The sequence below is a fragment of the Acidimicrobiales bacterium genome (genome assembly GCA_036378675.1).
Lineage (GTDB): Bacteria > Actinomycetota > Acidimicrobiia > Acidimicrobiales > Palsa-688 > DASUWA01.
In genome coordinates this window covers 34,381-53,339 of the sequence record DASUWA010000026.1, presented here as the reverse complement: position 1 = coordinate 53,339, position 18,959 = coordinate 34,381, and the positions used below count along the sequence as shown (strand labels likewise).

Sequence of the window (18,959 nt, the reverse complement as noted above, 5' to 3'; positions counted from 1 at the left end):
TCACCCCGAACACCAGCTCTTCGGACAAGCCACTCCCGGACCCGCCAAGAGCCTACGACCCCAACAGACCACCAGGCGCGCCCAGACCTCAACCAACCAGAAGAACCGAGCCAGAAAAGCCTCTTGACGCAAAGAGGCGTCCATCCCGCGCCCCGAGGAAGCGGAACTGTCGGTCCTAGAGCCGTCCGTGATTTGGCCTGGGCCTGTCGGCGTTTGGCCAGGTGCGGAAGCAGCGGTAAAGAATATTCAAGGGGTGTTCGATCATCCGGAGAGGTCTGCCACCGCGCGGGCAAGGGTATCTTCGATGGCCATTCTGGACTTGGACGGGTTCTTGGGTTTTCGCATTGGGTCGAGCATTCCGACGATGGCTATGACATCAGCCCAGGGGTCGTAGATCCGCTGCGCGCGTTGTTCCCAAATAGTCCGTAGCTCCTCAGCCATGTCGGGGTCGTAGTAAAGCATGTTGAGCCGGCAGTGGCCGGGTTCGATCGATGATGGTCCAATGCAGGCCGATTGCCAGTCGACCAAGCCAGTGAGTTGCGACCTGTTCCAAAGAACATTTCCCGGATGGAAGTCGCGGTGTACGAAGCACAAGTCTGTGATCGGGGTCGGTCCATGGAAGATCTCCACAGCACGCCGCCAGACCACTGGCCGTGTCGCCCACCTGGGCGGGTCGTAGCTGTTTTGGGTGTACCCGCTGATCGGCCGTACCGAGACGTCGGACGGGACCTTGACGGCTGACACTGCGATCATGGCGTCGACTAGGTCGATCAGGAACCGCCGGCGGTCCTTGGACTCCCAGCGGGGACGTCCTTCAAGCCAAGACATGATCACCGTTGGAACGTCAGCCTGTTCCCCAGGAGCGTCTGCGGCGAGAACCGTCGGAGTCGGAACAGCTGCCGAAGCGGCCAGACGCAAAGCCTTGACCTCGTGAGAGACAATATCCAGACTCTCCGCGAGAACGTCCGCCAAGACGTACCGGCGTACGACCACTCGCATCTGGGCGTCTCCGGCTGAGCGGACAGTTACTCGATGCAACTCCGAGGTCGAACTCCCCCGCATTGGCTCGATGTTGACCACTTCAGCTACATCGAGTGCACCGAGCAGCCATGCCAGGGTCAGGTCCGGTGGCATCGCGCTCATCGCCGCCCGCTGGCTCGTCCGCCGGCAACTCGTCGGTCGTTCCTCCATCGACTCATTGTCTACACCGACACGAGGCACCACCCACGCCATAAAGATCTGTATCCCACCGTCCCACCTTCTACGCAGCATCAGACCTCATCAGCGTCCAACTGGGGACCTCGGAAATGTCATCGATCCGGCGAGCTGACCAATCTGGCGTCCAGAATGTTCCGTTAGGGCGGCCAGCGCACGGACCCGGTAGTCTTGAGCTGTGAGCCACGCCGAGCGGACTGGAGCTGAGAAGGTTCTCGCCGACCTGCCCTCAGAGGAGCGCGCCTGGCTCGTAGAGCAGTTAGCCAATTACCGGGAACTGCTCGCCTACCTCCACGACCATTGATACGACCGAGCCTGGAGTTGGCTATCGCGATCAATCGTCTGGCCCGGCAGGACGATGAATGGTTTGACGAGCCCGACGACCTCGACCGGCTGCGACGAGCGCTCGATGCCATCGATGACGTCGACGACCCGATCACGGCCGCGGCGGTGGTCGCCTATCGGGTCGCGCGGGCGCAAGCGTTCGGCGAAGCCAATAAGAGGACGGCCTTCTTGCTGGCCAAGTGGACCCTCGACCGCAATGGCCAGGACGGTGCCACCGTGCTCCCACCCGATGATCTCGACTTCGCGTCGCTACTGGTAAAAGTGGCCGCCGGACTCGACGTCGAACACCAAATGGTCGAACTCCTGCGCAGCCGCCGACACTGACGATCAACCGACGCCGATTGATTCCATATGGCGCTCTGTGCCCTTGAAGCGCCAACACCACTTGACAGATGCCGAATCGGCGTTCGGTTACTTCGTCGGGCACACGACGGTGACAGAAACGGTTCTCCCGGCCGTCACCGTGACCGGAGTCGGACCAGTGTCTGACTCGGCGCTGCAGATGCCGTCGGCGCCGTTGATGATGAACATTGGGCTATGTGCGGTGACGCTGTAGGCCCCAGCGGCAATCCGCGCCAAGAACCTCCCGTCTGATCCCGCCGCTGTAGTCAGCGTCGTACCGTCAGCCGCCGTCATCGTGATCGTCCCCGGCACAGGGCGAGGGGACCCTTCCGGTACCGCCGAGGACAACTCGAGCACTCCGGCGAGGTTCCCGCGGGCGGAGTTATGCGACGTTGCAGACGAGGCGCATCCCGCTGCCAGGAATGTTCCCAATGCTCCAAGTGCGGCGACGGCGCACCTCCTGCCCATTACGACATCTTGTCACCGTCGCCTGATCATCCGTCTCGGAGGCGCCAGGATTCCCCGAGGGCACGTCCATAATGTGCACGGTCATGAGCGGACTGTAGCTAGAGGGGAATGCCCGACCACGCCCGATTCGACGTTAGGTTTCGGACGGTGGCAGGGGCCAGGTGCGTTCGCTACGTAGGTGCGTCCAGCGTTGCAGGCTGAGGGCTGTGACATGCACTTCGACCTGACTGGTAGGAATCGTCGCGATCCGATCTAGCTCGAAGCCCAACTTTTCGATGACTCGGCCAGAGGATCTGTTCTCCACTTCGTAAATGCTCACGATTCGCTCCAACCCGAGGTTCTCAAAGCCCTGGCGCACCCAGGCGGCGCCAGCCTCTGTGGCATAACCCCGACCCCGCCAGGCAGATCCAAGTCGCCAGCCGACCTCCACGGCAGGAAGGATGTCCGGCAAGAAGGCAGGCACGGATAATCCCGCCCATCCGGCTAGGTCGCCGGTATCGCGAACAACGACGGCCTCCAACCCGAGGTCGCCCGACTCGTAGTTCTCGAAAACGCGACCGAGGAAAGCTTCCGTTTCATCCTCGTTCTGACCCCGTCCCAGCGGGAACCACCAGAACGAAGGCTCGGCGTGCAGCAACTTCAGGGCCGCCAGATCGGTTTGCCGCAGAGGTCGCAGAATCAGTCGGTCAGTGTGAAGGACGGTTCCCACGACGGCGAGACTATGCGGATGGCAAACCAGCGACCATGTCTCTGGATACGACGCATAACGCTTAAGATTCTGAGCGGTGGCGCACGGATGACCGATCTCTTCGCCGCTCGGGATTCGGCGATCGCTTGCACCGGACCTTTGGCGCCACCAGGACGGGGCTACGAGGTGACTTCAGCCGGACGGTACCGATGCTGGTGGAGGTACTGTAGTCCGCAAGCGGTCACTGCGACGACAGCCCCGCGTTCGGGTTCATAGCGCCGTTCGAGGAAGCCCCGCTCGTTCGCGACTTCCCATACCGGCAGACGCGGGCAGGAAGTCCGCCACGCCTCCATCACCTCTCCGTAGAGACGAGATGTTGGTCCGACCCACTCAAGTAAATCGAGAACAAGAGCGTCGACGGCATCAATCACGGGGGACATCCTGGGGCATCGGAAGGCTGGTGTCTCCACGCTACATATCGTCAGCGCAGAATTGAATCAACTGCCACCCGCAGTCCGGCCGCTGCCCGAGCGGATTCGGCGATAGGCGCTCGGGAGGTAGCTGTCGTTCCGGACTCGTCTGGGGCGGCTGGATCTGAGTGGAAGTCGGGGCGCAGATCGGGTGATTAGGAGCTCGGTTCGGGTTCGGTTTTGGTTGCGATTGGGTCGAAGGAACCTTCTGGTGTGGTGCGAGATGTCTATTGTCGTGATCGTGGGAGCGGGGGTTTCCTTGGCCCGATCGCGGGTTGGTGCAGCCACGGCAATAGCCTGTTCGCTGGCGCTAACCGGGTTGTCAGCTTGTACGGCATCGCCCAAGAGAACGTCCGCCGGTTCGACCACGACGGTGACGTCTGCCTCGACGACCGCAACTCGCGAGACCACGGTGCCGGAGTCGACCACGCTGGCCGCCTCGAGGGGACCCAAAGTCGACTTGTTGGGTGTGTCGTTCAGGTTGCCGGCCGGATGGGTCCTTAGCTCACTCATCGAGGGGTCGGAGGACCGATGCGCCCATCCGGCTAGCCCGCCGCGTGATGCGCCCAGTTGGTTCGGCTGTACTGGTGTGTGGGTCTCGCCGTCGACGAGCGATCCGGCTCATCCAACATTTCCCCAGAATCCTGGCCAGGCGTGGTACATGAGCGACGGTGTTCTGCCCTGTCCATATCCGAGTTCCCAGCCCAACAACGTCGTGCCTACCCCCGGGACCCTGGTCGACCAGGGCGACCGGGTCGTGGGTGGGGTGGCTTACCGCTGGTATGAGTGGTCGGCGACCTGCATTCTGAATGGGTCGCCCGGCGCTCCGGTCACACACAACTTCACCGCTGAGGTCTGGTGGCTGCCGTCAGCCGGTATCGCGTTCGACGACGTCACAGGGCATCGCCAGACCAGCGGGATCCTCGCCAGTGTTCGCGTCGACACGACCCCAAATAGCAGTACTGAACCGACAACCACGCTCAACCCGGACGTCGCCAATCCCACCAGCGGGATCGAGTTCCGCTCACCTAGCAGCAATATTCATTGCGAAATCGACTACGGACCCCCTTACTCGACAAGCGGAGCCTTTTGTTTCAGTGCCGCGCCACCCCAATCAGCCACCCTGTCCGACACCGGGACCTACCGCACTTGTAGCGGCGAGAGCTGCCTGGCCAACCCGGCGCTGAATGAGATCGAACTGCCCTACGGGCAGCGCATCAGCCTAGGTCCATTCAGCTGTACGTCCGCCACGGCGGGAATGACCTGTCTCGCCAACGGAGAAGGCTTCAAGATCTCCAGATCAGGCATCACCGCCGCCGCCTAGACTCGAGCCCTAGTTGTAGCCCCGTCCATATCAGACAGGTCGACTCGTACGATCCGAATGTGCGCTCATCCAGAACGCGAGTCGATCGAGTTGGCGCTCGTACTCGGGGCTCGGAGCGGGTGAATTGCTCTACGGAAAGGGGCGGCGGCGGCACCCGAACGCTCCGCAGTCGCGGAGTCGGCTAGCAGGAACCTGAAAGTCGTCTAGAGCATTGGTGGGGACTCCCAGCGTCCCATCAGACAGCCGTACTCGTGGCAACTTCTTCTCGTACATCGCCTGAATGATCACCCGAGTTGGGACCCCTAGACGCCGTGCCGCTTCCGCCGGAAGCAGGATCTCGGAATCGATCGCTCGGGGCGATCGCGCTGTGGGCCGCTGGCTTTGGTTAGCTGTGGATGTGGACCGACCACTACGAGGATTGGAAGCTGGGGGTAACCAACCTGGCCATCGGATGGCGCTGCTGGTGATCCTCGCAGTTGTTTCCGTCTCGTGCAGCTCTGGATCCCACCGAGCCGGTGGAACTCGCCCTACCGTCAGCTCACCCGAGCCGACATCGACGGTGAGTTCATTGGCAATCGTTCTGTCCCCGTCAACCACCAAGCTCGCATCGGTCCCCCAGAACTGCCTCGGTCACGCCGTGGCGGTGTCAGCCAGCGGCCCGGGAGCCGCTGGCGGCCATTACGGTTTTCCGATCCTGTTCCGTAATACCGGGAGAGGTCCGTGCACCTTGCAGGGCTACCCGGGAGTCGCAGGACTGGATTCCAACGGGGGGCAGGTCATGCAAGCGAGCCGAACGCCCCAGGGATATCTCGGCGGCCTCGCGTTCACAGACACCTCTCTCCCAAAGGTCGTCTTAGCTCCTGGGCAAACCGGGTCCGCCCTTCTAGAGGGCTCGGATAATCCCGTCGGAACCGCCACATTGTGTTCCTCCTATGCAGCATTACTTGTGACACCCCCGAACACGACTACATCGACACGCCTGTCAATGTCGATGCCAGGATGCTCGGGGCTTTTCATCCATCCCCTCGTCCCGGGAACGAGCGGCACCCAGCCAAGCGGTTAGATGCAAGCTGATCAAGCGCAGAACGCGCGCACCGCGAGCTACTTCTAGGTACGCTCTCAGTGTGGAAGTCGGACTTTACGCCGGGTCCTTCGACCCCGCCCATCTCGGGCACATCGCGCTGATCGCCGCTGCTTCCGAGAAACTCGACCAGCTCGTTGTGGTTGTAGCCACAAATCCAGAGAAGCGGACCGCGATGTTCTCTGTGCAGGAACGACTAGAGATGCTTTCGGCTGCGTGTCAAGACATCGGGAACGTGCGGGTAGCCGCACACAGCGGGTTGCTTATCGACATCGCCGCCCAGGTTGGGGCGACTGTGTTGGTGAGAAGCGCGGGCAAAGAACACGTCGATGAAGAACAGATGGCCTACCTGAACGGGTGCGAAGGGCTTCCGACCCTCCTCATCCCCTCGGACCCGGAGACAGGGTTCATCTCGTCCTCGCAGGTACGCACCCTGATCGCAGTCGGTGCCCTCGACGCGGCCACCGAGCTGGTGCCAGCCGGGGTCGCTGATACAGCCAAGGCGCGCGAGAACACGTCGCTGTCCGTCTGACCTTGGGTGCGCATAATGACAGCGCAGTTCGTTATCTCGGACCAGGTCCAGCCCGCGGAGGTCGCGACGGATTCGGCGTTCGGAGGCCTCGAAGGCAAGCCAGGGTCGCTCCCCGACGCAGAGTAGCCCAAAGTGGGACAATCTCTAGCCGTGGAGGCCGTCGATTACACCGACACCTTTATCGCCTGCTCCGACGACTGTCCCGCTCTGGTTGGCATCGTCCCACCTGGTGAGGAGTCGGTCGCAGCACGAACATGGCGCATGATTGCCGGACAGCCGTACAGCTACACCTCGGGCGATGTGATTTTTGAGGTCTACGCCGATCGCCGCGGGATCCCGACAAGACAACGGGCCAGTGCTCGCCGCGAGTTCTATAGCAGGCCGCGGGCCTGCCTGCGGTCATCGGACCTAGCGAAACGGTATGGGTGGGGAATACATGCCGACGCCGATGGAAGGCTCGCGGTGATCCCAAAAGAATCTCCCGAGTACGCCACCCTTATCGAAGGACGGGATCACCGAAGTCGGGGCATCGCAGTGAAGGTCGTCAAAGCGATGCGGTCGTCTCGGAAGTAGTGAAGATCCAGGGATCGAGTATCAGCCGCGGGCGTTGCGTCAGCACATATCAATCCACATCGAGCGAGTCGGGTTTGTCGCTGCTCTTCCGCGATGCGTCCGGGAAATCGGCGATATCGAGCACCGCATCGAGGTGCCCATACTCATTGTGCGAAGTGCAGAACGCCCAGACGCTCGTGGCTTAGCGACGTACGACGGACATAAAGTTCGGGTGGCGCCCTTGGCGTGATATGCGAGTGATCTACAAAGTCCTGTTACCGTCGGAGTGGGCAGAGTTCAACGATGCCGGGCACTTTGACGGTTCGCCGTTCGACCACGAGAGCGGATTTGTTCACTGTTCCTCTCGGGAACAAGTCGGGGCGACGGCGCTGCGGTTTTTCGCCGGCGAACCCGAACTCGTGCTAGTCGCCCCCGACTCCGAACAGCTCAAGCACGTGCGCTGGGAACCCGCTTCCGGTGGGGAACTCTTTCCTCATGTCTATGGCCGCCTCACAGGCGCCGCTGTCGTGTCAGTTCAAGAGGTCGCTGGTGCTGGCGCGGTCGAAGGGGCTCTATCCCCAGGGTGATCGCCGCGCCCGTTGGAACCACCGAACGCTCCATCTAGCGCTCGTCCAGCTCGACCGCCGCCCTGTCCGCCCGCGGACGCTGGAATCGACGCTATGGGCCAGTGGCGTCAGCTCGTTGTGCGCGGTGGATCTGGAAGGAAAGACTGTCGTCGGCCCATACCCTTCAGAAGGTTCTTGGTCAGATCGATATGTCGGTTCCGAAGCTCCTTGGTCTGCGAAATGTGAAGGTCCCCGTGACCGACCTGCATACAGCGCTCGACTGGTACCAGCGGGTGTTCGGGTTTCGGACAACGATCGAGTTCCCAGACGCCGACGGAGTCGTCCGGGGCGTGCACGGGGAGTTACCGGGCATCGGCGACGTGCTAGCTCTGCGTGAGGACCCAGTGGCGGCACGCGGTCTAGGCGTATTTGCCATCGCCAATTTCGCTGTCGCAGACCGCCTGGCGCTTCAGGCATGGGTTGCGCACCTCGACGCACTCGGCGTTACCCATGGCCCGATCATCGACACTCCACGCCTGTCTCTCCTAGTGCTTGCGAACCCCGATGGGCAGGAGATCCACCTTTACACGCCGATCCGCGACTGACGCATAACACCAGCGTCACCTAGCCAGGCGTTCGAGCAGCTCTCGGTCCTGTTCGATGATCTTCTTCAGGGTCTTCTTGAACTGTGGATCGTTGCGCCGGCGCTCGACAGCCTCGACGAGCGCGGTCTTGACGGTCTCGTTGAGGCTTTTGCCCTCCGCTCGAGCGAGAGCTTCGGCGTCGGCGGCCACGTCATCGGGCAGTCTCACCGTGAAGTTCTTAGCCACGGTGTCATGGTATCAGCGCACCGCTCCGAACGCGCGCCCAAACTGCTAACTGGCCTTCGCTGGCCGGCGATCGAAATCGTCCTACTGCGCCGGGCCGCCGTTCGCCAAAAGGGCGGTGGGTCTGATCCAGAACGACGAAACCTGGTTAGAGCGCGAGGTGGAGTCGGAGGGCTTCGTCGATCTGCTCCATGAGGGCTGCTGGGACCCGTCCAAGGAGAGGGCCGATGCGCTGAACGGCGACTGAGCGAACCTGTTCGGCTTGCGCCTTGGACTCCTTGCGCAGGCCCGCCGCCTTGCCGGACAGCCTGACTTGGAAGGGATAGACACGAGCGACGTTCGAGGTGACCGGTACGACGGTCACGACTCCGCGGCCTAAGCGAGCGGCGGTAGCGTTTGCGCCGTCGTTACTGACGATGACTGCTGGTCGGCGCTTGTTCGCTTCGGCCCCAATGACTGAATCGAGGTTCACGAGTCGGATCTCACCACGCAGCATCGGGGCTAGAGGTTGTCGCCGGCTGTGATGTCCCAGTCTGCTGCGTCGTCAGATGGGTCCCATGACGCGAAGGCTTGCTCGTAGGCGGGAGCCAGTTCGGCGCCGCGCATGAGCCGCACCGCTTTGTGAAGCACCGCCGACCTCGACGGGAGACCTTGAGCTTGGGCATAGGAATCGAGGAACTCGATGTCTTCGTCAGGGAGGCTAACACTGACTTTCATACTCGAATGCTACTATAGGTAGGGCGATAGTACTACCCCCACGCCCATCATCCTCAGGGTGTTGACAACGCCACGGGAGCCGGAACGCTCATTCCCGCCGCGCGGTCCGCGGCGTCAAGGTCGAATCGCGATTCTCCCGGCCGGTCTGGAACGAGCTTCGATAACACGCTTTGTTCGATAGGAGCGTCCATAACGGCGAAGTATGACGCCGCTGCTTACGCCGGGGACGAGCGAGCAGGCGCCGGCAGTCACTACGGTTCCAAGACCAACATGCCAGGCAGTCAGGTGGACATTCGTTACGGTCAACCCCACAGCCAAAGCCGTGGCAAATGAGAGGGTGAAGTTGCCCGTCGCCAATCGTCCGAACCGAGCGCGAACCCAAAGACCCAGGTACCAGGCCTCTTCGAAGACCTCGGGGTCGTTTACAACCGGGTGGCGAATCTGAGGGACCAGGCGGATCAGACCGAGACCACCGATTGCGATGGACCAGCCGAGCGGACCGGGCCTACTGGGGGGAAGTCGGGACCAAAAAACAGCGGGAACGGTTACGCCGGTCGCAACTAGCAGGGCCGGCAGGAGACGGCTCACCACCAGAACCGGCCAAGTCAGGACGGCGTCTTCGTCCGTGCCCAACATGTCCGAATCGTACCGCCGGTAGCAATAGTGGGAAAGGGGCAACGGTAGGGGCATAACCGATGAAAGGCCTCACATACGATGCACCATGTCGTCGTGGGAGAGTCGGGTCACCGAGCTCGGGTTGACGCTGTACGGGCCTCACTTGCCGCACGACCCGCTCGACGCGGTGGTGGTCTATGCCGGTACTGCTCGAACCTCGGGACAACTGCCACGTATCGAAGGGCAGCTGACGTGCGTGGGCACGTTGGGCATCGACGTCACGGTCGAGGCCGGAGCCGACGCGGCTCTGGTGTGCGCGCTCAACGCCTTGTCGGTTCTGCGTCTGCACCTCGGAACTCTCGATCGAATCAAACGGGTCCTGACCGTCACCGGGTACGTGGCTTCGGCACCCGAGTTCCACGATCAGCCGGCCGTGGTCGATGGGGCGAGTGCCGTCCTGTTCGAGATCTTCGGCGATGCCGGACGCCACACGCGCTCTGCCATCGGGGTGGCGGCGCTTCCACGGGGCGGCGCAGTCGAGATCGAGCTAACCGTGGCGTTGGAGGACGGGCTATAGATAGAAAAAGGCCACTCGTCCCTAGTCGTGATGCCCTGGCCTCTGCGGGACGGCCTAGTGCGATACCGCCCTGGTGTCCGACTCGCGGAGCCGGTGCGCCATGGTTACGAGAAGCTTGTGGGACACCGCCGGCACCCGGTCGAGGACAGCCATGAACTCCCGCTGGCCGATGACGGCGACTTCCATCTCGGTCTCGGCGACGATGGTTGCGTTGCGGGGGCTTCGGTCCAGAAGCGCCAGCTCCCCGAAGTAGTCCCCCGGCCCGAGGGTGGCGACCTTGCGCCCGCCCCGGCGGACCGTCCCCTGTCCGGCGAGGATCAGGAAGAACTCGTGCCCCGTGCTGCCTTCGGTGACGATCTCGGTCCCTGCCTTGAGGATCACCACGTCCGCGGCCTTGGCGACCATGTTCAACTCCTTGCGGCTGAGCGCCGAGAACATGCGGACGTTGGCTAGATGCTCGAGCTTGCGATCGGCTGGCATGGCGCGAACTGTACATATCTCCGGATGGTCGGCGTCGGAAATTGTCTCTTTGCGGTGAGAGCTCCTGTTAACACGCCGGCAACACAACGGTCAACGAAGGGAAACAACGGCTTCTTAGCCTTCTCGAAACCCATCGGCTACAGGAGGGGCCTTGTCCCTAATAGCAACACAACTTATTCACGCTGCGAGCTGCGGGCAGAACGCAGTGGTCGGGAACGCCAACGCCTGCTCGGACATAGCGCAGATCGACTCCGGCGACACGGCGTGGCAGCTGACCGCGGCCACGTTCGTCGGCCTCATGAGCATCCCGGCGCTGGCGGTTCTCTACGCCGGCCTGGTGCCCAAGAAATGGGTCGTCAACACACTTCTGATGGCCTTCGCCGGCTTCTCCGGAGTGCTCGTCGTCTGGGCGCTCTGGGGCTACAAGATGGGCTTCGGGGTTCCAGTTGGAAGCGGCACGGCGAACACCTGGCCCGCTCCCGGATGGAAGTACGACGGCAACTTCTTCCACAACTTCTTCGGGAACCTGGTCGGCCATCCACAAACCGCAATTCGGGGTAGTTCCCAGATAGCGCCGGCGCAGCTGTTCGCCAACGGCGGAGCGACCGTTCCGCTGAAGTTCTCGACGACCGCGCTGTTCTACTTCCAGTTCGTGTTCGCCGCGATCACCCCCCTTCTCTTCCTGGGAAGCGTGCTGGGACGGATCAAATTCAAGGTCTGGGTGCTCTTCGTCCCGCTGTGGTCGACCTTCGTCTACAGCGTCAACGCCATGCTCATCTGGGGCGGCGGCTACTGGGGCCACGAGGGCGCTCTCGACTTCTCCGGTGGGTATGTCATCCACCTGGCGGCCGGCACCAGCGGCTTCGTTGCGGCCTGGATGCTCGGACCGAGGCTGGCCCGTGATAAGGCGCGATTCGTCCCGCACAACCTGCCGCTCGTGTCGATAGGTGCGGGCATCCTGTGGTTGGGCTGGAACGGCTTCAACGGCGGCGACCCGTACTTCGCGAGCGCGAACGCCGCTACCGCGGTCGTCAACACCAACCTGGCCACTGCAGCAGCCCTGCTCACCTGGATGCTGTGGGACATGTTCGTGAAGCCCGGCAAGCCGACTTTCCTCGGAGCGGTGAACGGCATGATCGTCGGTCTCGTTGCGATCACCCCGGCCGCCGGTTACGTCAACGGCTCCGGCGCCCTGCTGATCGGTGCCATCGCTTCCAGCATCGTTTGGTTCGCCTGGACCTACATCCAGCCGCTCACCCTCAAGAGGGTTGACGACGCGATGGGGGTGGTGTTCACCCACGGCCTGGCCGGACTGTGCGGGGGATTACTGGTGGGGATCCTGGCCGACCCCGCCGTCGTCCTGTACGCGAGCAGCGGGACGTCGAAGACCGGGCTGACCCCGGTGTCGTTCAGCGGGTGGTACTACGGCAACCGGCACCAGTTCTTCATCCAGTTCTTCGCCGCTCTGACGATCATCGTCTGGGACGCCGTGGTCACGTTCATAATCCTCACCGTGCTCAAGTTCCTCTTCAAGGGACTGAGGATGCCCGACGAGGAGCTCGAGATCGGCGACCTCGCCGTACACGACGAGGAGGCTTATCCCGCAGACGAGGGCTACACGCGAGTCGGAGAACTGGTCGGTGCCTCGGCCGGCGGCGGAAGCGCAAGCCCACCGGCACGAGCTCCTGAACCTGCGTCAGCTCCTCACTTCGGAGGTGATGCGTGATGATGCTCGTTACCGCAGTCGTCAAACCGTTCAAGCTGGACGAGGTCAAAGAAGCTCTCGAAGCCGCCGGTGTGACCGGCATGACGATCACCGAGGTCCAGGGCTTCGGTCGCCAAAAAGGGCACACCGAGGTGTACCGCGGAGCCGAGTACCAGGTCGCCTTCACGCCGAAGATCAAGGTCGAGGTGATCGTCAACGACGGCCTGGTCACCGAGGTCGTCGAATCGATCACGAAGGCCGCCAAGACCGAGAAGATCGGCGACGGCAAGATCTGGGTCACCCCGATCGACGGCGTCGTCCGGATCAGGACAGGAGAAACCGGTGCCGACGCGATCTAGGCTGGCACCGATGCCAGACGATCGCTGGTCGGTCCAGGAGTCCCGCTCGGTCCAGTCCGTGTGGGTGTGGCGGGGATTCCTGCTCATGTCGCTCATCGCGATCGGAATCGTGATCATCGCCGCCACCAACGGCAAGACCGGCTTCGCCGCAGCGTGGGGTGTCATCGCCGCCGGATGGTTCTCCATCGCCATGTGGCTGTGGTACCAGCACAACAAGCTGGACAAGTAGCGCTCGTTTACTGACGTCGAGACCGTGAGCCTGGTTGCGCTCACGGTCTCTTCGTCAGTTCATCAGCGTCTCTGATCCCGCTTGTTGTTTGGCTGCGTCGGTGAGGGCTCTCGCTATCCGGTCCTTCGACGTACCGTCGGTGACCTTCTCGCCCGACCCGTCCTGAACGTAGAAGACGTCGACCGCCTCCGCCCCTAGAGTGTTCACCAGCGCCCGCTGGATGATCAGCTCGCACGCAGTGAGCGCTCTGGTCAGCCGGTAAAGGACCGGCCCCCGGTCGGGCGCTCTCACCTCGACGACCGTGCAGTCGACCGAGGCGTCGTTGTCGATGAAAACACCCACCGCCGGCTGGTGCGCCGACGACCTCCGCCTAAGCCGGTCGTAGTGGGATTCACGCTCGTCCAGAAGCTCGCCGAGGGGGAGACGCCCATCGATGGCGGCTTCGAGGTCGTTGCGAACCTTGGTCCAGTTCGGGAGACGGTCGAAGGTCGGCGCCACGTCGAAGCTGAGCAGCGCCATGCGCGAAGGCTCGTCCGACACGGTGCTCGCGCTTCGCACCGTCAGCCCCGACAGTGTTAAGACACCGGAGACGGTCGAGAGAAGCCCCGCCCGGTCCGGCGCGGCGACCGTCACCCGGCCACCGTCGACCAGCACTTCCAGGCGTCCTCCAGCCAGAAGTTCTCGCTGCTCCGGGCCGAGCTCGAGATCCCGGCGGTCCGGTGGAGGGTGGCCCTCCAGCACGGCCGAAGTCCGCTCGACCAGCTTCGCTACCAGCCCCGCCTTCCAGACCCCCCAAGCCGAAGGGCCGGTCGCGATGCTGTCGGCCTCGGTCAACGCAGCCAGAAGCTGGAGGGTCAACCTGTCCCCGACTGCGGCAGCCACCGCCGCGGCTGTGGCGGGGTCCTCGATGTCGCGTCTGGTCGCCACGTCTGGCAGGAGCAAGTGATGCCTCACCATCGACTCGAGCATCATCACGTCCGCCGGCGGCAAGCCCAGCCGCGGCGCCATACCGCGAACCACTTCGATACCGGCCTCGGTGTGATCGACCCCGCGCCCCTTGCCGATGTCGTGCAGCAACGCCCCGAGCAGAAGGAGGTCCGGGCGCGAGACGCGGCTCTGCAGCGCGGCCGCACCGGCAGCAGTCTCGACGAGATGCCGGTCGACCGTAAAACGGTGGTATGCGTTGCGCTGAGGACGGTTGCGCACCGGCTCCCACTCGGGCAGGTACCGGACCCACAAGCCCTTCTGGTCTAGAGCCTCGATCGCGGCAACCGCAGTAAGCCCCGCGCCTAGCAGCCTCAGTAAGGAGTGCAGAACCTCGGGCGGCCACACGCCTGACGGCACCAAAGCTTCCGTGCCGAGGCGGTCGAGTGTCGACCTGGCAATGGGAAGGTCGAGCTCAGCCGAGGCCGCCGCGACCCTCAGCGCCAACGACGGATCGTCGCCGACCTGCGTGCCGGCCGCCAGAACCACTTCGGCGTCGCGGATGACCACACCGGGCTCGACAGCCCGGTCACCGCTACCCCCTCGTCCTTTCGGGCCTTCCAGCCACGAAGCGATGCGCCGCCACGCGTCGTCGCTCGTCCACGCGATCACCCGAGCGGCGCCGGCCACCGCGGCCATCAACCCGTCGGCGTCGGGGTAACCAAGCGCCGACGCCACTCCGTCCTGATCCTGAAGCAGTAGAAGGTTCCCGGCCCGGCCGGTCAGGCGGTGCAATTCCACCCGGACATCGGTGAGCACCTCGCCGGCCGGCGCCACGCCCGGATCGTCGAGCAGTCCCACGAGGAAGGGCACCACCCGGCCGAGGGAACTGAGCAGGTGCAGGTCGCGCGTCCCGCCGCGCGCCTCCTTCAGATCCGGCTCCAGCAGGAAGGCCAGATCCCCGAAGCGATCATGACGCTCACGCACCATCAACGACAGAGCCGGCAGCCACCGATCCGAACGGGTCGACCACAGCTGCGCAGCCTTGCTCAACACCTCCGAGGCGAGCTGTTCGTCGCCGGCGACCAAGCGCGCGTCGAGAAGCCCCAACGCGACCTTGATGTCTGCGTCCATCGCCGCGCGCACTTCTTTCGGAGTCCTGACGCTGTGGTCGAGAGGAACGCCGGTGTCCCAGATCGGGTACCAGATCGCGTCGGCGATGTTCTTCAATTCCTTGGGCCGTCGCTTGCCGTTGTGCACCAGCAGCAGGTCAACGTCGCTGCCCGGCGCGAGCTCCCTTCGCCCGTACCCGCCGACGGCCATGAGCGCCAGACCTTTCGTGTCCCCGCCCGCCGCTTCGAAGAGAAGGTTGCCTAACCACTCGTCGCAAGCGAACGCGTAACGCGAGCACCACGCCTGGCCGCGAACCGATCGGTCCTCCACCAGCGACGCCCGCGCCTGTCGCAGCGCCGCCGCAGTGGTGCTCAAGGGACTACCGGTCGCCTTGCCGGCGGACTGCCTCGGCCGCCGCGGCGATCGCGTCGGGGTCGCCGAGCTCGCGCTTGCCGACCGGCCTCAGCTCGCGGTCCAGCTCGTAGACGATCGGCACGCCGGTCGGTATCTCCAACCCGGTGATGTCGTCGTCTGAGATCCCCTCGAGGTGCTTGATCAGCGCCCGGAGGCTGTTTCCATGCGCGGCGATCAGAACCGTCCGACCCGCCAGCAACGATGGAGCGACCGAGTCGAACCAGTAGGGCAGCATGCGGGACACCACGTCCGCCAAGCATTCGGTCGTGGGGACGATGTCCCCGGGGTACGGGGCGTAGCGGGCGTCCGAGCGGACGTCGAACGGGTCGCCCGGCGGCATGGGAGGCGGCTGGATCGCGTAGCTGCGGCGCCACTCCATGAATTGCTTCTCGCCGTACTTCGCCTTGGTCTCGGCCTTGTCGAGCCCAGTAAGCGCCCCGTAGTGGCGCTCGTTGAGACGCCAGTGCCGGCGCACCGGCATCCACAGCTGGCCCATCTCCTCCAGAGCCAGCTCGAGGGTCTTGATCGCCCGGGTGAGTACCGAGGTGTGGGCCTCGTCGAACACCATGCCCTCGCCGGCGAGGAGCGAGCCGGCGGAGCGGGCCTCTTTTTCACCCTGATCCGACAGCCCCACGTCCCACCAGCCCGTGAAGCGGTTCTCGAGGTTCCACTGGCTCTGGCCGTGGCGGAGCAGCACGAGACTTGCCACCCCGCCGATGGTAGCGCCGGTACCCTGACTTGGGCCGACTAGAAGATTTCTTGAGTGTTAGACACTCAACTCTGTTACCCTGGGAGCACACAGAGTTCTCTAGGTAATCAGGAGGCACCCAATGCCAAAGGCCGTCGGCATCGACCTCGGCACTACTAACTCGGTCGTCAGCGTTCTCGAGGCTGGCGAGCCGACAGTCATTCCCAACGCCGAGGGCAAGCGGACGACTCCCTCGGTAGTCGGCTTTTCCAAGTCCGGCGAGGTGTTGGTCGGAGAGGTCGCCAAGCGTCAGGCAATCACCAACCCGGAACGGACCATCCGCTCGGTGAAGCGGCACATGGGCGAGAACTCCTGGAACGTCGACATCGACGGGAAGAAGTACAGCGCCCAGGAAATCTCCGCGCGGATCCTGCAGAAGCTGAAGAGGGACGCCGAGAGCTACCTTGGCGACACGGTGACCCAGGCCGTCGTTACCGTGCCGGCCTACTTCGACGACGCGCAGCGCACCGCTACCAAAGAAGCCGGCCAGATCGCCGGCCTCGAGGTTCTGCGCATCATCAACGAACCAACCGCAGCCGCGCTGGCGTACGGGTTGGACAAGGAAGAGGAGCAGACGGTCCTCGTTTTCGACCTCGGCGGTGGCACGTTCGACGTGTCGATCCTCGAGATCTCCGAAGGCATATTCCAGGTCAAGTCCACGAGCGGTAACACTCACCTCGGGGGCGATGACTGGGACCAGCGGGTCATCGACTGGCTCGTCAAGACGTTCAAGGACACCGAGGGCGTGGATCTGAGCAACGACAAGCTCGCCCTGCAGCGCCTCAAGGAGGCGGCGGAGACCGCCAAGATCGAACTGTCCCAGGTTCTAGAGACGACCATCAACCAGCCGTTCATCACCGCCACCGACGCGGGGCCGAAGCACCTCGACGTGAAGCTCACCAGGGCGAAGTTCCAGGAGCTGACCGCCGATCTGGTCGACGCGTGCCGCGGGCCGTTCGAGCAGGCGATCAAAGATGCCAATCTGACCAAGGAAAAAATCGATCACGTCGTGCTGGTAGGCGGATCTACTCGCATGCCCGCCATTCAGGAGCTGGTCCAGCAGATGACCGGCAAGGAGCCGCACAAGGGCGTCAACCCCGACGAGGTCGTCGCGGTGGGCGCAGCGATCCAGGCCGGTGTTCTGAAGGGCGAGGTGAAGGACGTACTCCTTCTCGACGTCACCCCTCTGTCGCTCGGCATCGAGACCAAGGGCGGCGTCATGACCAAGCTGATCGAGAGGAACACCACCATCCCGACGAAGCGCTCGGAGGTGTTCACCACCGCCGAGGACGGTCAGCCGTCCGTCGAGATCCACGTGCTCCAGGGCGAACGCGAGATGGCGATGTACAACAAGACGCTCGGCAAGTTCCAGCTCGTCGACCTGCCGCCGGCGCCTCGTGGCGTACCGCAGATCGAGGTCACCTTCGACATCGACGCCAACGGGATCGTGCACGTGTCCGCCAAGGACCGGGCCACCGGCAAGGAGCAGTCGATGACGATCACCGGGCAGTCCTCGCTCGGCAAGGAGGACATCGACCGGATGGTCCGTGACGCCGAAGCCCACGCCGAGGACGACCGGCGTCGCCGCGAGGAGGCGGAGATTCGCAACCAGGCCGACAGCCTCGTCTACCAGACGGAGAAGATGCTGAAGGACCAGGCGGCGTCGTTTAGCGGCGATCAGAAGTCGACGGTCGAGTCGGAGCTCGCCACGCTGAAGGAGACGCTCTCCGGCACCGACACCGAGGCGATCAAGTCGGCTACCGAGAAGCTCGCCGTATCGGTCCAAGAGCTCGGCAAGCAGCTCTACGAGCAGGCTTCGGCGAGCTCGGCTGCGACCGGCACCGAGGGTGGGACCGGTGGTGGCGGTGGTACTTCGTCGAGCGCGACCAACGATGACGAGGTTGTCGACGCGGAGATCGTCGACGAAGGGCAAGGCTCGTGAGTGATTCTGGTAACGACACCCCGACAGGTCGACTCGGAGACGATCGGACCGGCGGTCCGGCTGACGCCGGACAACGACCGGCCCACTCGCACTCCGAGCCCCCTGCCGGGGGTTCGCCCGAGTCGCGGTCCGAGCGTGAGGACCTCGCGACGAACTCAGCGCGCGATGAGGAGCGCGGTGGCGCGACTGGCGGGACTGAGTCGACGGAACCGGCAGTCGAGTCGGCCGAACGTTTTCCTCGGAAGGAGGGACGAGAGGACGGGTCGATGCCGGGTCCCGACGACCAGTTTCCCGGAGACGATCCGTTGAGCGAGGCATTGAGGGAGCGGGACGACTACCGCGACGCGCTGATCAGGTTGCAGGCCGACTTCGAGAACTACAAGAAGCGGATGCTGAAGCAGCAGACCGAGTACCTCGAGCGCGCGGCCGCGCAACTCGTCGACAAGCTGCTGCCGGTTCTGGATGCCGCCGACCTTGCACTCGCGCACGGCGGCGGTGAGGACATCAAGCAGGTGACGGGCGCGCTGATGAGCGCGTTGGAGAAAGAAGGATTGGAAAGAGTTGCCGGCGAGGGATCGCCGTTCGACCCAACGCTTCACGACGCAGTAGTGCACGAGCCCGCTGAAGAACACGGCGAGCAGACAGTCACCGAGGTTCTGCGCGCTGGTTACAAGTGGAAGGGCCGCGTGCTGCGGCCGGCGATGGTCAAGGTAAGAGGCTAAGACT

At 63.7% G+C, this 18,959-nt stretch carries 23 protein-coding genes; 12 read left to right on the top strand and 11 right to left on the bottom strand.

Annotation, left to right across the window (positions count from 1 at the left end; all coding sequences use genetic code 11):
- Window positions 1-261 precede the first annotated feature (261 nt).
- Window positions 262-1,272, bottom strand: coding sequence for a phosphotransferase (locus VFZ97_09855; protein ID HEX6393736.1), 1,011 nt, complete (start codon window positions 1,270-1,272; stop codon window positions 262-264).
- Between the two features lie 121 nt (window positions 1,273-1,393).
- On the opposite strand from VFZ97_09855, the gene VFZ97_09850 reads away from it, so the two are divergent.
- Together VFZ97_09850 and VFZ97_09845 are read left to right on the top strand one after the other, a co-directional pair.
- Window positions 1,394-1,519: a hypothetical protein gene (locus VFZ97_09850; protein ID HEX6393735.1), complete on the top strand. Its 126-nt coding sequence runs from the start codon at window positions 1,394-1,396 to the stop codon at window positions 1,517-1,519.
- The gene (locus tag VFZ97_09845) at window positions 1,516-1,884 is read left to right on the top strand and encodes a Fic family protein (GenBank protein HEX6393734.1); all 369 of its coding nucleotides are present in this window, start codon (window positions 1,516-1,518) and stop codon (window positions 1,882-1,884) included. The genes VFZ97_09850 and VFZ97_09845 overlap by 4 nt, the downstream gene beginning before the upstream one ends.
- 87 nt (window positions 1,885-1,971) lie before the next feature.
- On the opposite strand, the gene VFZ97_09840 is transcribed toward VFZ97_09845, so the two are convergent.
- The 3 genes from VFZ97_09840 to VFZ97_09830 all read right to left on the bottom strand — a co-directional run bounded on the left by VFZ97_09840 (window position 1,972) and on the right by VFZ97_09830 (window position 4,041).
- Window positions 1,972-2,370: a hypothetical protein gene (locus VFZ97_09840; GenBank protein ID HEX6393733.1), complete on the bottom strand. Its 399-nt coding sequence runs from the start codon at window positions 2,368-2,370 to the stop codon at window positions 1,972-1,974.
- A gap of 133 nt (window positions 2,371-2,503) precedes the next feature.
- Entirely contained in the window at window positions 2,504-3,079 is a 576-nt protein-coding gene (locus tag VFZ97_09835; GenBank protein ID HEX6393732.1) for a GNAT family N-acetyltransferase, read from the bottom strand.
- Between the two features lie 476 nt (window positions 3,080-3,555).
- A complete protein-coding gene (locus VFZ97_09830) occupies window positions 3,556-4,041 on the bottom strand; it encodes a hypothetical protein (protein HEX6393731.1) in 486 nt (161 codons plus the stop codon).
- A 148-nt stretch (window positions 4,042-4,189) separates the two neighbouring features.
- Here VFZ97_09830 and VFZ97_09825 point away from each other — a divergent pair, with 148 nt between their 5' ends.
- The 4 genes from VFZ97_09825 to VFZ97_09810 all read left to right on the top strand — a co-directional run bounded on the left by VFZ97_09825 (window position 4,190) and on the right by VFZ97_09810 (window position 8,188).
- Window positions 4,190-4,852, top strand: a complete 663-nt coding sequence (locus tag VFZ97_09825; GenBank protein HEX6393730.1) for a hypothetical protein — start codon at window positions 4,190-4,192, stop codon at window positions 4,850-4,852.
- A gap of 1,124 nt (window positions 4,853-5,976) precedes the next feature.
- Entirely contained in the window at window positions 5,977-6,465 is a 489-nt protein-coding gene (locus VFZ97_09820; GenBank protein ID HEX6393729.1) for an adenylyltransferase/cytidyltransferase family protein, read from the top strand.
- A gap of 150 nt (window positions 6,466-6,615) precedes the next feature.
- Window positions 6,616-7,038 (top strand): DUF6157 family protein, encoded by a 423-nt coding sequence (locus VFZ97_09815; GenBank protein ID HEX6393728.1) that lies wholly within the window; start codon window positions 6,616-6,618, stop codon window positions 7,036-7,038.
- 799 nt (window positions 7,039-7,837) lie between these two features.
- Complete coding sequence (locus VFZ97_09810) at window positions 7,838-8,188, top strand: VOC family protein (GenBank protein HEX6393727.1); 351 nt, start codon at window positions 7,838-7,840, stop codon at window positions 8,186-8,188.
- Between the two features lie 15 nt (window positions 8,189-8,203).
- Here the strand turns inward: VFZ97_09810 and VFZ97_09805 are convergent, their stop codons facing one another.
- The 4 genes from VFZ97_09805 to VFZ97_09790 all read right to left on the bottom strand — a co-directional run bounded on the left by VFZ97_09805 (window position 8,204) and on the right by VFZ97_09790 (window position 9,763).
- Window positions 8,204-8,413: a toxin-antitoxin system HicB family antitoxin gene (locus VFZ97_09805; protein HEX6393726.1), complete on the bottom strand. Its 210-nt coding sequence runs from the start codon at window positions 8,411-8,413 to the stop codon at window positions 8,204-8,206.
- A 145-nt stretch (window positions 8,414-8,558) separates the two neighbouring features.
- Complete coding sequence (locus VFZ97_09800; protein HEX6393725.1) at window positions 8,559-8,906, bottom strand: type II toxin-antitoxin system PemK/MazF family toxin; 348 nt, start codon at window positions 8,904-8,906, stop codon at window positions 8,559-8,561.
- A gap of 5 nt (window positions 8,907-8,911) precedes the next feature.
- Window positions 8,912-9,127, bottom strand: a complete 216-nt coding sequence (locus VFZ97_09795; protein ID HEX6393724.1) for a ribbon-helix-helix domain-containing protein — start codon at window positions 9,125-9,127, stop codon at window positions 8,912-8,914.
- A 114-nt stretch (window positions 9,128-9,241) separates the two neighbouring features.
- The gene (locus tag VFZ97_09790; GenBank protein HEX6393723.1) at window positions 9,242-9,763 is read right to left on the bottom strand and encodes a hypothetical protein; all 522 of its coding nucleotides are present in this window, start codon (window positions 9,761-9,763) and stop codon (window positions 9,242-9,244) included.
- Window positions 9,764-9,848: 85 nt separating this feature from the next.
- Between VFZ97_09790 and VFZ97_09785 the strand changes: the two genes are divergently transcribed.
- Window positions 9,849-10,319, top strand: coding sequence for a RidA family protein (locus VFZ97_09785; protein HEX6393722.1), 471 nt, complete (start codon window positions 9,849-9,851; stop codon window positions 10,317-10,319).
- Between the two features lie 54 nt (window positions 10,320-10,373).
- Here VFZ97_09785 and VFZ97_09780 read toward each other — a convergent pair whose 3' ends face one another.
- Window positions 10,374-10,799, bottom strand: a complete 426-nt coding sequence (locus VFZ97_09780; GenBank protein HEX6393721.1) for a cyclic nucleotide-binding domain-containing protein — start codon at window positions 10,797-10,799, stop codon at window positions 10,374-10,376.
- Window positions 10,800-10,950: 151 nt separating this feature from the next.
- On the opposite strand from VFZ97_09780, the gene VFZ97_09775 reads away from it, so the two are divergent.
- Genes VFZ97_09775 through VFZ97_09765 form a run of 3 tightly spaced genes read left to right on the top strand, consistent with a single transcriptional unit; the run spans window position 10,951 to window position 13,092 of the window.
- A complete protein-coding gene (locus VFZ97_09775; protein ID HEX6393720.1) occupies window positions 10,951-12,525 on the top strand; it encodes an ammonium transporter in 1,575 nt (524 codons plus the stop codon).
- Complete coding sequence (locus VFZ97_09770; GenBank protein ID HEX6393719.1) at window positions 12,525-12,863, top strand: P-II family nitrogen regulator; 339 nt, start codon at window positions 12,525-12,527, stop codon at window positions 12,861-12,863. Before VFZ97_09775 ends, VFZ97_09770 begins: the two co-directional genes overlap by 1 nt.
- Window positions 12,864-12,873: 10 nt before the next feature.
- The gene (locus VFZ97_09765) at window positions 12,874-13,092 is read left to right on the top strand and encodes a hypothetical protein (GenBank protein ID HEX6393718.1); all 219 of its coding nucleotides are present in this window, start codon (window positions 12,874-12,876) and stop codon (window positions 13,090-13,092) included.
- 54 nt (window positions 13,093-13,146) lie between these two features.
- Here the strand turns inward: VFZ97_09765 and VFZ97_09760 are convergent, their stop codons facing one another.
- Window positions 13,147-15,504, bottom strand: a complete 2,358-nt coding sequence (locus tag VFZ97_09760) for a [protein-PII] uridylyltransferase (protein ID HEX6393717.1) — start codon at window positions 15,502-15,504, stop codon at window positions 13,147-13,149.
- Between the two features lie 4 nt (window positions 15,505-15,508).
- The gene (gene gpmA / locus VFZ97_09755; GenBank protein HEX6393716.1) at window positions 15,509-16,252 is read right to left on the bottom strand and encodes a 2,3-diphosphoglycerate-dependent phosphoglycerate mutase; all 744 of its coding nucleotides are present in this window, start codon (window positions 16,250-16,252) and stop codon (window positions 15,509-15,511) included.
- A gap of 121 nt (window positions 16,253-16,373) precedes the next feature.
- On the opposite strand from gpmA, the gene dnaK reads away from it, so the two are divergent.
- On the top strand, window positions 16,374-18,233 hold the full coding sequence (gene dnaK / locus VFZ97_09750) for a molecular chaperone DnaK (GenBank protein HEX6393715.1): 1,860 nt from the start codon (window positions 16,374-16,376) through the stop codon (window positions 18,231-18,233).
- Window positions 18,230-18,955, top strand: a complete 726-nt coding sequence (locus VFZ97_09745) for a nucleotide exchange factor GrpE (protein ID HEX6393714.1) — start codon at window positions 18,230-18,232, stop codon at window positions 18,953-18,955. The genes dnaK and VFZ97_09745 overlap by 4 nt, the downstream gene beginning before the upstream one ends.
- Window positions 18,956-18,959 lie beyond the last annotated feature (4 nt).

What these genes read in the sequence shown, in the direction of transcription:
- VFZ97_09785 (HEX6393722.1), top strand. Translation starts at nt 9,849, where the DNA reads ATGTCGTCGTGGGAGAGTCGGGTCACCGAGCTCGGGTTGACGCTGTAC.
- VFZ97_09825 (HEX6393730.1), top strand. Translation starts at nt 4,190, where the DNA reads ATGAGCGACGGTGTTCTGCCCTGTCCATATCCGAGTTCCCAGCCCAAC.
- VFZ97_09790 (HEX6393723.1), bottom strand. Translation starts at nt 9,763, where the DNA reads ATGTTGGGCACGGACGAAGACGCCGTCCTGACTTGGCCGGTTCTGGTG.
- dnaK (HEX6393715.1), top strand. Translation starts at nt 16,374, where the DNA reads ATGCCAAAGGCCGTCGGCATCGACCTCGGCACTACTAACTCGGTCGTC.
- VFZ97_09840 (HEX6393733.1), bottom strand. Translation starts at nt 2,370, where the DNA reads ATGGGCAGGAGGTGCGCCGTCGCCGCACTTGGAGCATTGGGAACATTC.
- VFZ97_09780 (HEX6393721.1), bottom strand. Translation starts at nt 10,799, where the DNA reads ATGCCAGCCGATCGCAAGCTCGAGCATCTAGCCAACGTCCGCATGTTC.
- VFZ97_09830 (HEX6393731.1), bottom strand. Translation starts at nt 4,041, where the DNA reads ATGAGTGAGCTAAGGACCCATCCGGCCGGCAACCTGAACGACACACCC.
- VFZ97_09770 (HEX6393719.1), top strand. Translation starts at nt 12,525, where the DNA reads ATGATGCTCGTTACCGCAGTCGTCAAACCGTTCAAGCTGGACGAGGTC.
- VFZ97_09855 (HEX6393736.1), bottom strand. Translation starts at nt 1,272, where the DNA reads ATGCTGCGTAGAAGGTGGGACGGTGGGATACAGATCTTTATGGCGTGG.
- VFZ97_09765 (HEX6393718.1), top strand. Translation starts at nt 12,874, where the DNA reads ATGCCAGACGATCGCTGGTCGGTCCAGGAGTCCCGCTCGGTCCAGTCC.
- VFZ97_09800 (HEX6393725.1), bottom strand. Translation starts at nt 8,906, where the DNA reads ATGCTGCGTGGTGAGATCCGACTCGTGAACCTCGATTCAGTCATTGGG.
- VFZ97_09795 (HEX6393724.1), bottom strand. Translation starts at nt 9,127, where the DNA reads ATGAAAGTCAGTGTTAGCCTCCCTGACGAAGACATCGAGTTCCTCGAT.